This window comes from Microbacter margulisiae (assembly GCF_014192515.1).
Classification (GTDB): Bacteria; Bacteroidota; Bacteroidia; order Bacteroidales; family Paludibacteraceae; genus Microbacter; species Microbacter margulisiae.
In genome coordinates, this window is the sequence record NZ_JACHYB010000001.1 from 678,115 (window position 1) to 690,588 (window position 12,474).

The window sequence follows — 12,474 nt, forward strand, 5'->3', positions numbered from 1 at the left end:
GATTAAAATTTAGATATTTACTTTGAATTCTAACTATTTATTCCGGTGTGAGAATGAAAAAATTTATCGGCGATTGGATTATCTCTGCAAATATTTCACTGAACAAAAGCAATTTTTTGTTGAAACTAACATATTCAGAACCTCTTCCTTTGATTTTGCCAGGGCAATTTGTTCAAATCAAAATTGACAATGTATCTTCTGCATTTTTAAGGCGTACTTTTTCAATTAATTACGTAAATGTGGATAAAAAGGAAATTTGGATACTTATTCAGATCGTAGGAGACGGAACTCAGGCATTAAGCAAATCTAAACCAGGCGAGAAATTAAATTTGATTTTCCCATTAGGTAATGCATTTTCAATGCCTTATAGCAAAAAATCAAATCTCTTGCTGATTGGGGGAGGTGTAGGAATTGCACCTTTATTGTTTTTAGGATCTAAGTTGAAAGAAGAAGGCGTTACTCCCAATTTTTTAATAGGAGCAAAAAATGCTGATGGTTTGATTGAGTTAGATGAATTTCATAAGCATGGCAATGTCTTTGTAACAACTGAGGATGGTTCTGTTGGTGAAAAAGGCTTTGTAACAGAGCACTCTGTTTTGCAAAACACTTTTGATAAAATCTATTCATGTGGCCCCACTCCTATGATGAAGGCTGTAGCACGATATGCCGAAAAATATTCGATTGACTGCGAAGTTTCCTTAGAAAATAAAATGGCGTGTGGAATAGGAGCTTGTCTTTGTTGTGTTACACCTACACAACATGGACACCAATGTGTTTGTACGGAGGGACCTGTATTTAATACAAAAGAACTAGTATGGTAAATTTAACGACAAAAATAGGCGGCTTATTGTTGCAAAACCCAGTTATAACAGCTTCAGGAACATTTGGATATGGCGAAGAATATGTTGATTTTATTGATATTAATCAATTAGGAGCTATATGTGTAAAAGGGACAACGCTTCATCACCGCGAAGGAAACCTATATCCAAGGATGGCAGAAACGCCAGCTGGCATGTTAAATGCCGTTGGACTTCAAAATAAAGGAGTGGATTATTTTATAAACTCCATAAACCCCCGACTAAAAGCTTTTCAAACCACATTTATAGTAAATGTGTCCGGTTCGGCACTGGATGATTATATTGAAACAGCTGAGAAGATTAATGCTGTAGATAATATACCTGCTATAGAACTTAATATTTCATGTCCCAATGTAAAGCAAGGGGGCATGGCATTTGGTGTTGATAAAGATGCAGCCGCTGAAGTAGTCAAAGAAGTTCGCAAAGTATATCATAAAACATTGATCGTAAAATTATCGCCTAATGTAACTGACATTAAAATCATAGCTAAAGCTGTTGAAAATGAAGGTGCAGATGCTGTTTCCTTGATTAATACTTTGTTAGGAATGGCAATTGATGCTGAAATGCAAACTCCGGTTTTATCTACTATTACAGGTGGACTGTCAGGCCCATGTGTTAAACCAATTGCTTTGCGTATGGTATGGGAAGTTGCTCATACTGTGAATATTCCAGTTATTGGCATGGGAGGAATTAGCAATGCCCGGGATGCAGTTGAATTTTTTCTGGCGGGAGCTACTGCTATTCAGATTGGCACTGCTAATTTTATTGATCCTACGGTGAGTTTGAATGTATTGCAAGGAATCCAGGATTATCTGGAACGTCATCATTATACTTCGATTTCCGAAATAATTGGAGCTTTAAAAATCAGTTGACGTTGATTTGCCGATTAGATTATACATGAATGTGCTCATAATTTACAAACGAGTAACCAAATGGTATTTTATCTGTAGCCGGATGATATTCTGAAAAAACTTTTTTCCATTCGTCATCAACAATAGTAGGGAAAAAAGCATCGGCTTGAAATGTGGCATAAATATGCGTTAGATACATTTTATCGGCTTTGGGAACAATTTGACTATATAGCGAACTCCCTCCAATAATAAATATCTCTTCTTCATTCTTACATATCTCCACCGCATCTTCTATCGAATGCACAGTAGCACATCCCTCAAATTCTAACAATTGATGGGTAACGACAATATTTTTTCGTTCCGGGAGTGCTCCTTTAGGAAGAGACAAAAAAGTATTGCGCCCCATAATAATGGGATGATTCAATGTAAGTCGTTTGAATCTTTTCAAATCGTCAGGAATATGGCATAATAATTGATTCTTATAACCAATCGCATGGTTTTCGGCTATAGCAGCAATAATGGATATTATCGGCATACACGTATTGTTTAGAGATTGACAAAGATATTACTTTTTGGAAAAATATGAAGAGTTAAAACTGAGGAGAAGATGAAATAATAAGACAAGCAAATAGCATTGAAAAATAATAAATATGCCAATTTATTGTTTCAGCACACGATAGTTTTAGAAGAAAATAATCTAAATTTGCAGCTCCTTTTAAGAAACACAATCAATTATTCATCTTATACAATGGCAAAGTTCACAAAAGAAGACGCCCTCAATTACCACAGAATGGGCAAACCTGGAAAAATAGAAATTGTTCCAACTAAACCCTACAGTACTCAAACAGATTTATCGTTGGCTTACTCCCCTGGAGTAGCAGAGCCGTGTTTAGAAATTGAAAAAGATCCGAATGCAGCTTATGAATACACGACAAAAGGGAATTTAGTTGCTGTTATTTCGAATGGCACAGCTGTTTTGGGATTAGGTGATATTGGTGCATTAGCTGGTAAGCCGGTTATGGAAGGAAAAGGTCTTCTTTTTAAAATTTTTGCTGGCATTGATGTTTTTGATATTGAAATCAACGAAAAAGATCCCGAAAAATTTATTCAAATTGTTAAAGCCATTTCTCCTACGTTTGGTGGTATTAATCTAGAAGATATTAAAGCTCCAGAATGCTTTGAAATTGAAACCCGTTTACGCGAAGAAGTAGATATTCCGATTATGCATGATGATCAACATGGAACGGCAATTATTTCTGCTGCAGGTTTGATCAATGCACTTGAAATTGTAGGAAAAAAAATTGAAGATATTCGTATTGTAGTGAATGGAGCTGGTGCAGCTGCCAATTCCTGTGCCCGTTTGTATGTATTGCTTGGTGCTCGTAAAGAAAACATTATCATGGTAGACAGCAAGGGCGTTATTACAGCAGACAGGCAAAATTTAACCCCGCAAAAACAAGAATTTGCCACAGATCGTCAAGGTCTGAAAACTTTATCTGACGCAGTTTATGGAGCTGATGTTTTCTTAGGATTATCTGTTGCTGATGTTTTGACAAAAGAAATGGTTCGTACCATGGCTAAAGATCCTATTGTGTTTGCATTAGCCAATCCGAACCCCGAAATATCTTATGCTGATGCCATGGATTCGCGAGGAGATATTCTTTTTGCCACAGGACGTTCCGACTATCCGAACCAAATCAATAATGTATTAGGATTCCCATATATTTTCCGTGGCGCTTTAGATGTTCGCGCAACATCTATTAATGAAGAGATGAAAAAAGCAGCGGTATTGGCTATTGCCGATTTAGCCAAGCAACATGTTCCTGATGTTGTCAACGCTGCTTATAATTTGAATAAAATTTCTTTTGGTAGATCTTATATTATTCCTAAGCCCCTTGATCCTCGTCTTTTAACCACGGTTGCCCCTGCAGTAGCAAAAGCTGCAATTGCATCCGGCGTTGCACGTAATCCAATTACTGACTGGGATGCATATAACGTAAAACTAAGAGAATTAATGGGATATGATAATAAAATGTTGCGTCATTTTACTGAAACAGCACGTCAGAATCCTAAACGAGTGGTTTTTTCAGAAGCTAATCACTTAAATATGCTGAGAGCAGCAGCTACCGCAAAAGCAGAAGGCGTATGTTTCCCAATTTTATTAGGGAATGAAGAACGTATTGAAAAGATGGCTGTTGAAAATAATATCGATTTGACCGGCATTGAGATTATAAATCTGCGTCATGATCGGGAAGAAGAGCGGCGTACCCTTTATGCTAAACATTTAACAGCTAAATGTGAACGTGATGGTATGACATTAACCGATGCACTGGAAAAAATGTTTGATCGGAGTTATTTTGGTATGATGATGGTTGAAATGGGTAATGCAGATGCCATGATCACAGGTGCATATACCAACTTTATTGAAAACATAAATGCGGCTAAACAGGTGATTGGCATTCGTGATGGAATGAAACATATTGCCGCAATGCATATTGCCAATACAAAAAAAGGGACCTTCTTTTTAGCCGATACGTTGTTCAATCGTCATCCGAATGAAGAAACATTAGTGGATATTGCTCGCTTAACAAATCAGGCTGTGAAATTTTTTGCTCATGATCCTGTTATGGCAATGCTTTCTTATTCCAATTTTGGCGTTGATAAACAAGGTAGCCCTGCAAGTATACATCGTGTAATTGACACTTTGCATCATATGTGTCCGGATATGGTTATCGATGGAGAAATGCAAGTAAATTTTGCATTAAATAAAATATTACGTGACGAAAAATATCCATTTACAAAACTAAAAGATAAAGAAGTTAACACATTGATTTTCCCTAATTTAAGTTCGGCAAACATAGCCAGCAAAATGATTTTGGAAATGGGAATATCAGACATGATTGGCCCAATTCAAATGGGACTAAAGAAACCAATTCATATTCTTGATGTTGAAAGTTCAGTTCGTGATATCGTTAATATGACGATTATTGCTGTCATCGATGCTATTGTTGAAGAACAGAAAAGACAAAACAATATAGGGGAATTAGCGTAATTATCTATGATTCAGATAGATGATACTATAATTAGCAGAGATATTGTCCAGCAGAATTTTATATGTGATTTATCAAAATGTAAAGGTATCTGTTGCGTAGAAGGAGAGGAAGGAGCTCCAGTCACAGAAGAAGAAGCAAAACAAATTGAAGTTTTATTACCTTCTATTTGGGCCGATCTTTCAGTAGCAGCCAAAGAAGTGATAGAAAAACAAGGAATAACATATCTTGATCGAGATAATGATCTCTCGATTTCTATAGTTAATGGAGCCGAATGTGTTTTTGCTTTTCAGGATGCCGAGGGATATTGGAAATGTCGGATTGAAGAAGCTTTTGAGAAAGGGAAAACCTCTTTTAAAAAACCCATTTCATGTCATTTATATCCTGTAAGGCTTCAAAAACATAGAACTTTTACAGCTGTTAATTATCATCAATGGCATATTTGTAAAGGAGGAATCGAACTTGGAGATCAAGAAAATAGGAAACTGTTTCAATTTTTGAAAGAGCCTTTGATTCGAAGATTTGGTGAAGATTGGTACCAGCAATTAATTGCGGTAGCCAATTACATAACCAACACAGAATTTAAAATGTAATAATAACCATTTAAGCAATTAGTTACATCAATGTATAGAACACATACCTGTGGCGAATTACGCCTTCAAAATGTCAACGAATCTGTGATTTTATCCGGTTGGGTACAACGCATTCGTAAAATGGGAGGAATGACTTTTGTTGATTTAAGGGATCGTTTTGGCATCACACAATTGGTATTTGATCAGGAAAAGAATCCAAAATTGTTTGAGAAAGCCAATCGATTAGGAAGAGAGTGGGTAATTCAATGTCAAGGTATTGTTGCTGAGCGTAGCAATAAAAATTTACATTTAAATACCGGCGAGATTGAAATTATCGCTGCTGAGTTAAGCATTCTCAATGAGTCGAAAATTCCTCCTTTTACCATCGAAGATGATACAGATGGAGGAGATGATTTAAGAATGGAGTACAGATATATTGATCTAAGGCGGAATACTGTGCGTAAAAATTTAGAATTACGTCACTTAATTGCATTGGAGGTTCGAAAATATTTAAGTGAGCATAATTTTTTAGAGGTTGAAACTCCTGTTTTAATTAAATCAACTCCAGAAGGAGCCCGCGATTTTGTTGTTCCATCACGAATGAATCCAGGTGAGTTTTATGCTTTACCACAGTCTCCGCAGCTTTATAAACAACTCTTAATGGTTGCTGGATTTGATCGTTATTTTCAGATTGTCAAATGTTTTCGTGATGAAGACTTACGAGCCGATCGACAACCAGAGTTTACTCAAATTGACTGTGAAATGTCATTTGTGATGCAGGACGATGTGTTGGATCTTTTTGAAGGTATGATGATACATCTTTTTAAAACGATTCATCATATTGACATACATGATTTTCCAAGAATGACTTATGCAGACGCTATGCGCTTGTATGGATCTGATAAGCCTGATTTACGGTTTGGAATGCCATTTGTGGAATTAAAAGAAGTAGTATCCGGACATCAGTTTTCTGTGTTCGATTCAGCAGAATATGTTGGAGGTATTTGCGCAACAGGATGCAGTTCATACACGCGGAAACAAATAGACGAGCTAACTGAATTTGTCAAGAGACCTCAATTAGGCGCTAAAGGCTTGGTTTATATAAAATATGAACCAGATGGTTCCTTTAAATCATCCATCGATAAGTTTTATAACGCAAATGATTTAGAAACAATTGCCGAAGAGGTGCAGGCAAAACCAGGCGATTTGATCTTAATATTGGCAGATGAAAAGAAAAAAGCCCAAAAGGTTTTATCAGAATTGCGGTTGGAGATGGGAACGCGGTTAGGATTACGAAAAAAAGATGTTTTCGCACCGTTGTGGGTTGTTGATTTTCCATTATTCGAATGGGATGAAGAGACACAGCGTTATTACGCAATGCATCATGCTTTTACGTCTCCAAAACCTGAAGATATTGTCTTGCTATCAACGGACCCAGGTCAAGTCCGTGCTAATGCTTATGACATGGTAATTAACGGAGTAGAACTGGGCGGTGGTTCCATTAGAATTCATAATAGTGAATTGCAACATAAAATTTTTCAAATTATGGGTTTTAGCGAAGAAGAAGCTCAGTTTAAATTTGGATTTTTAATGGATGCATTCAAATATGGAGCTCCTCCCCATGGAGGATTAGCTTTTGGCTTAGATCGGGTGGTTTCTTTGTTTGCAGGATTAGACAGTATTCGGGATTGCATTGCATTTCCTAAGAACAATGCAGGGCGGGATATGATGAGCGGAGCTCCATCTCCAATTGAAACCAATCAGTTGACCGAATTATCATTGAAGCTTATTGATAGTAAATAGCGATTTACAAAAGATATGTTCCTGCTTTAACAACAAAAAATTCCTCTTTGAGAATGACAATCAAAGAGGAATTTTTTGCAAATATTAAAATGGCACATCATGATTTGGGGGAGGAGGAGGTGGGTAAGCATCATAATCAACATTTAATGAATTATTTGCAGCCAAGGAAGCATTATCTTCATTAATTTTCGAAACATAGCCTTGATAAGTACTATCATCATCATCGTCTCTGTTCGTAAATTTAGCGAACTGACCTTTAAATCGTAACAAAATATCACCTGTAGCCCCATTACGATGCTTAGCAACAATAATTTCCGCAAGCCCAATCAATGAATTTCCCTGGCCATCATCTGTAACTTTGTAATATTCAGGCCTGTGTATAAAACAAACCATATCAGCATCTTGCTCAATCGCTCCAGATTCACGTAAGTCAGATAATTGAGGCCGTTTGCCTTCTCTTCCTAGACGACCCTCCAAACTACGGTTTAACTGTGACAATGCAATGATTGGAATGTCCAATTCTTTTGCCAAGCCTTTTAATGAACGGGAAATAGTGCTAACTTCCTGCTCACGGCTGCCAAAAGTCATGCCACTGGCATTCATCAACTGTAAATAGTCAATAATCAACATCTTGATATGATGTTCCTTCACTAAGCGGCGCGCTTTGGTACGCAATTCAAAAACAGAGAGGCTTGGCGTATCATCCAGATAAATTGGAGCATCATACAATTTTTTAAGTTTGTAGTCCAATTGGAGCCATTCAAAGGGGGCTAATTGTCCATTTTTTATTTTATCACCTTCTATCTCGCATACATTCATCAATAAACGATTCACTAATTGCACATTAGACATCTCAAGTGAAAATAACGCAACCGGAACATTATAGTCAATAGCCATATTGCGTGCCATGGAAATGACAAAAGCAGTTTTCCCCATCGCAGGACGTGCTGCAATAATAATTAAATCAGAACGTTGCCATCCGGAAGTTATCTTATCTAAACTATGGAAGCCCGATGGAATGCCGCTTAATCCTTCCGGTCGTTTGGATGCTTCCTGAATACGCTTGACAGCCTCTTCAATGATGGGATTAATTTGCTGAACATCTTTTTTTACATTACGTTGAGAAACTTCAAACAACATTCCTTCCGCCTCTTGCATTAAATCGGCAACATCAGTCCGATCATCAAATGCTTTGGAAAGAATCTCGCTTGAGACACGGATTAACTCACGTGCCAAATATTTTTGTGCTATTATTCGAGAATGAAATTCTATGTGAGCAGCCGAAGCTACTTTAGCTGTCAGAAGCGTAATATAATAGGCACCCCCGACTTCATCTAAAACGCCATTCTTACGCAGTTGTTCAGTGACTGTATGCATATCAATAGGTTCTTCCTTGAGAGCCAAATCGATGATTGCTTTGTAAATTTTTTTATTGGCATCTTTATAAAAGCAATCAGGCAATAAGATTTCGCTCACTGAATAATACGCATCTTTCTCAAGCATCATAGCTCCCAGAACATCTTCTTCAAGTTCGATGGCTTGAGGAGGGAGTTTTCCATATTCGTTTTGTGCTGTCACTATCGGAGAAGAAGCTTTACGCTTTGTATTCTTTGAATTAGATTCCATTAGTTTTTGATTATTTTGGAATTCCAAATCTACTCTTTTTCTAATTCACTTCTAACAAAATGTTTCAACAAAATACTAACAGACGATTGAATTGACATATAAATTAGAGATAAAATACTTTCTAAAATCGGTATTCCTATAAATAATTTCTATCTTTGTAGAAGAATGCAATGCATTCCAATGATCTAAATACAAATAGATTGCCTTGCTTCTAACAATAATTTCTAAATTGATTTTCCCCCATGTTGTGCTTCCCCAATGCAAAAATTAATATTGGACTGAATATTGTAGAAAAGCGGACAGATGGATTTCACAACATAGAAACAGTTTTTTATCCGATTTCTCTTTGTGATGCGTTGGAAATTATCCCTGCCAATAAAACATCGCTGACGATTTCAGGGATAGAATTGTCGGATCAAGCGCATGATAATCTGGTTATCAAAGCATTTAATATGGTAAAAGTAGACTTTGACTTGCCTGAATTGTCTATATTCTTACATAAAAATATTCCTTTGGGAGCTGGTCTTGGTGGAGGATCGTCCGATGCTGCCGCAATGATTCGATTGCTTAATAAGACATTTGCTTTGGGTTTAGGGGACGATCAAATGGAAAATTACGCAGCAAAACTTGGTTCTGATTGTGCTTTTTTTATTCGTAATGTTCCTGCTTATGCTACACAGCGAGGCGAAATATTAGCTCCTGTTGAATTAGATCTTGCTGCTTATTTGTTCGTGGTTATTAAACCTCCTGTTCATATATCAACCCGTGAGGCTTATGGCTCAATTATACCTAAGAAACAGAATGTATCTGTAAATGAATTAATTAAACATCCAATTGAAACGTGGAAAAATACTATTGTCAATGATTTTGAATCAGTCATGTTTTCAAAATATCCAAAGCTTAACGACATAAAAACAATGCTTTATAACAAAGGGGCCTTGTATGCTGCCATGTCAGGATCTGGTTCCGCTATATTTGGCATTTTCCCATCTGGGGATATTCCCAAGATTGATCTTCCGGATTGTTTTGTCTGGATTCATCAACCTCCACAGAATTAAGCATATTGAGCTGATTGATTAACCTTTTTTGTTGGCAAACTTGGATAAATGGTTTGGTACTATCTATAAAAATATATAACTTAGTGCGCTTTTTAAAGTTGCACGACAGAAATCAATTAATTAAAATAGATGATTGATAACGATAGAATTATAAAGATCAATATTGAAGAAGAGATGAAATCATCCTACATAGATTACTCTATGTCGGTGATTGTCTCGCGAGCGTTGCCAGATGTAAGAGATGGGTTTAAACCTGTGCATCGTCGAATATTGTATGCTATGAATGAATTAGGTTTAGATGCAAATAAACCTTATAAAAAGTCAGCCAGAATCGTTGGAGAAGTATTAGGGAAATACCATCCACACGGAGATTCAGCCGTTTATCTGGCCATGGTTCGATTAGCCCAACCTTGGTCTTTGCGCTACCCATTAGTAGATGGACAAGGTAATTTTGGGTCTGTGGATGGGGACAATCCTGCTGCTCAACGTTATACAGAAGCTAGGTTGCAAAAAATTGCACAAGAGATGTTGTTGGATATTGACAAAAACACAGTCGATTTTCAACCTAACTTTGATGATTCTTTGCAGGAACCTTCGGTTTTGCCAACGCGGATTCCTAATCTTTTAGTGAATGGAGCGTCTGGTATTGCAGTAGGAATGGCTACAAATATGCCACCGCATAATTTATCAGAAATCATAGATGCTACAGTTGCTTATATCCATAATAGTGAAATTACTGTTGATGAGCTAATTAAATATGTAAAAGCTCCTGATTTTCCTACCGGAGGAATAATTTATGGCTATGCCGGCGTACGTGAAGCTTTTGAAACTGGCCGAGGACGAATTGTTATTCGCTCCAGAGTTGAAATTGAAGTTGATTCAAACGGAAGAGAAAAAATTATCGTCACTGAAATTCCATATATGGTCAATAAAGCTGAGCTAATTAAAGCAATAGCTGACATGGTGGAAGAAAAGAAAATAGATGGCATATCCAATATTAATGACGAAAGTGATCGTCAGGGTATGCGCATTGTTATTGACGTAAAACGGGATGCAAATTCTCAGGTTGTTTTGAATAAGCTATTCAAATATTCAGCGCTACAATCCTCATTTAATGTCAACAATATTGCCTTGGTCCATGGTCGTCCGTTGACACTTTCGCTTCGAGATCTGATTGGACATTTTGTGGAACATCGCCATGAAGTAGTGGTAAGACGTACACAGTTTGAACTGGAAGAAGCAGAAAAAAGAGCACATATTCTCGAAGGATTAATTATTGCCAGTGATCATATTGATGAAGTCATTGCCATTATCAGAGCTTCGAAAACGCCAGATGAAGCAAGACTTGCCCTTATGGATCGGTTTGCCTTATCTGAGATTCAAGCAAGGGCTATTGTGGAAATGCGGTTGCGTCAGCTTACCGGATTGGAACAGGAAAAACTTCATACTGAGTACAATGAAATACAAAAATTGATTGCAGATTTGAAGGATATTCTGGGGAACAAAGAACACAGAATGCAGATTATTGCTGATGAACTGCTTGAGATCAAAAACAAATATGGAGATGCACGTCGCACGGAAATCCTTTACTCATCGGAAGAATTTAATCCTGAAGACTTTTACGCTGACGAAGAAATGGTCATTACTATTTCTCATTTGGGATATATTAAACGAACACCCTTAAGCGAATTTAAATCACAGAATAGAGGTGGAGTAGGGTCGAAAGGAAGCAATTCGCGTGATGAAGATTTTATTGAATATATATATCCTGCATCGATGCATAGCTATATGCTCTTTTTTACGCAAAAGGGACGTTGCTACTGGCTGAAAGTATACGAGATTCCTGAAGGCAATAAGAATAGCAAAGGGAGGGCTATACAAAACCTGCTCAATATAGATGCAGAAGATAAAGTAAATGCCTTTGTACGGGTCAAACAACTGGAGGATGTAGAGTATACACAATCTCATTATTTGTTGTTCTGTACGAAAAAAGGAATCATTAAAAAGACTTCTTTGGAAGCGTATTCCCGTCCACGGGCTAATGGTGTAAATGCTATTTCAATACGCGATGATGACCAGGTAATTCAGGTTCGTCTGACAGATGGTAATTCTGAAGTTGTCATAGCCAACCGGAATGGCCGTGCAATACGATTCCATGAAAGTAAAGTGCGTGAAATGGGCAGAACTGCCACAGGAGTTCGTGGTATGATGCTGGATGATGACACTGCTGATGAAGCTGTTGGTATGATATGTATTGCTGATCCAGAGAAAGAAACTATATTGGTTGTTTCCGAAAAAGGATACGGAAAACGTTCGTCTATAGATGATTACAGAATTACCAATCGTGGAGGAAAAGGTGTCCGTACAATGCACATAACCGACAAAACAGGCAGTTTGGTCAGTATAAAAAATGTAACGGATGAGAATGATTTAATGATCATCAATAAATCAGGTATTGCTATTCGTACTAATGTGGCAAGTATACGTGTAATGGGTAGAGCCACACAAGGTGTGCGGATTATTAATCTGGAAAAACGAAATGATGAAATAGCATCTGTCTGCAAAGTACAATCAGAAGCAAACGAAGAAATTACTTCTCAAATCACAGATGTTGATGACAATGATTCCACTAAAGAAGAATAATTAAAACACAATCA

Annotated in this window: 9 protein-coding genes; 7 read left to right on the forward strand and 2 right to left on the reverse strand. The window is 37.1% G+C overall.

Going from position 1 to position 12,474, the window contains the following annotated elements; all coding sequences use genetic code 11:
• Positions 1 to 53: 53 nt before the first annotated feature.
• Both FHX64_RS02910 and FHX64_RS02915 read left to right on the forward strand, forming a co-directional pair.
• Positions 54 to 821: a dihydroorotate dehydrogenase electron transfer subunit gene (locus FHX64_RS02910; protein ID WP_183412342.1), complete on the forward strand. Its 768-nt coding sequence runs from the start codon at positions 54 to 56 to the stop codon at positions 819 to 821.
• A complete protein-coding gene (locus FHX64_RS02915) occupies positions 815 to 1,729 on the forward strand; it encodes a dihydroorotate dehydrogenase (RefSeq protein ID WP_183412343.1) in 915 nt (304 codons plus the stop codon). The genes FHX64_RS02910 and FHX64_RS02915 overlap by 7 nt, the downstream gene beginning before the upstream one ends.
• Before the next feature lie 19 nt (positions 1,730 to 1,748).
• Here the strand turns inward: FHX64_RS02915 and FHX64_RS02920 are convergent, their stop codons facing one another.
• On the reverse strand, positions 1,749 to 2,243 hold the full coding sequence (locus FHX64_RS02920) for a dihydrofolate reductase (protein WP_183412344.1): 495 nt from the start codon (positions 2,241 to 2,243) through the stop codon (positions 1,749 to 1,751).
• Positions 2,244 to 2,456: 213 nt separating this feature from the next.
• Here FHX64_RS02920 and FHX64_RS02925 point away from each other — a divergent pair, with 213 nt between their 5' ends.
• From FHX64_RS02925 to aspS, 3 genes are read left to right on the forward strand one after another with little or no spacing between them, the layout of a single operon-like run.
• On the forward strand, positions 2,457 to 4,760 hold the full coding sequence (locus FHX64_RS02925) for an NADP-dependent malic enzyme (protein ID WP_183413508.1): 2,304 nt from the start codon (positions 2,457 to 2,459) through the stop codon (positions 4,758 to 4,760).
• Between the two features lie 6 nt (positions 4,761 to 4,766).
• On the forward strand, positions 4,767 to 5,351 hold the full coding sequence (locus FHX64_RS02930; protein ID WP_183412345.1) for a DUF3109 family protein: 585 nt from the start codon (positions 4,767 to 4,769) through the stop codon (positions 5,349 to 5,351).
• A 30-nt stretch (positions 5,352 to 5,381) separates the two neighbouring features.
• The gene (aspS, locus tag FHX64_RS02935) at positions 5,382 to 7,133 is read left to right on the forward strand and encodes an aspartate--tRNA ligase (RefSeq protein ID WP_183412346.1); all 1,752 of its coding nucleotides are present in this window, start codon (positions 5,382 to 5,384) and stop codon (positions 7,131 to 7,133) included.
• Between the two features lie 84 nt (positions 7,134 to 7,217).
• On the opposite strand, the gene dnaB is transcribed toward aspS, so the two are convergent.
• Positions 7,218 to 8,759: a replicative DNA helicase gene (gene dnaB, locus FHX64_RS02940; protein ID WP_183412347.1), complete on the reverse strand. Its 1,542-nt coding sequence runs from the start codon at positions 8,757 to 8,759 to the stop codon at positions 7,218 to 7,220.
• 242 nt (positions 8,760 to 9,001) lie between these two features.
• On the opposite strand from dnaB, the gene ispE reads away from it, so the two are divergent.
• Entirely contained in the window at positions 9,002 to 9,817 is an 816-nt protein-coding gene (gene ispE, locus FHX64_RS02945) for a 4-(cytidine 5'-diphospho)-2-C-methyl-D-erythritol kinase (protein WP_183412348.1), read from the forward strand.
• 129 nt (positions 9,818 to 9,946) lie between these two features.
• Positions 9,947 to 12,460, forward strand: coding sequence for a DNA gyrase subunit A (gene gyrA, locus FHX64_RS02950; RefSeq protein WP_183412349.1), 2,514 nt, complete (start codon positions 9,947 to 9,949; stop codon positions 12,458 to 12,460).
• Positions 12,461 to 12,474 lie beyond the last annotated feature (14 nt).

What these genes read in the sequence shown, in the direction of transcription:
- FHX64_RS02910 (WP_183412342.1), top strand. Translation starts at nt 54, where the DNA reads ATGAAAAAATTTATCGGCGATTGGATTATCTCTGCAAATATTTCACTG.
- FHX64_RS02915 (WP_183412343.1), top strand. Translation starts at nt 815, where the DNA reads ATGGTAAATTTAACGACAAAAATAGGCGGCTTATTGTTGCAAAACCCA.
- FHX64_RS02920 (WP_183412344.1), bottom strand. Translation starts at nt 2,243, where the DNA reads ATGCCGATAATATCCATTATTGCTGCTATAGCCGAAAACCATGCGATT.
- FHX64_RS02925 (WP_183413508.1), top strand. Translation starts at nt 2,457, where the DNA reads ATGGCAAAGTTCACAAAAGAAGACGCCCTCAATTACCACAGAATGGGC.
- FHX64_RS02930 (WP_183412345.1), top strand. Translation starts at nt 4,767, where the DNA reads ATGATTCAGATAGATGATACTATAATTAGCAGAGATATTGTCCAGCAG.
- aspS (WP_183412346.1), top strand. Translation starts at nt 5,382, where the DNA reads ATGTATAGAACACATACCTGTGGCGAATTACGCCTTCAAAATGTCAAC.
- dnaB (WP_183412347.1), bottom strand. Translation starts at nt 8,759, where the DNA reads ATGGAATCTAATTCAAAGAATACAAAGCGTAAAGCTTCTTCTCCGATA.
- ispE (WP_183412348.1), top strand. Translation starts at nt 9,002, where the DNA reads ATGTTGTGCTTCCCCAATGCAAAAATTAATATTGGACTGAATATTGTA.
- gyrA (WP_183412349.1), top strand. Translation starts at nt 9,947, where the DNA reads ATGATTGATAACGATAGAATTATAAAGATCAATATTGAAGAAGAGATG.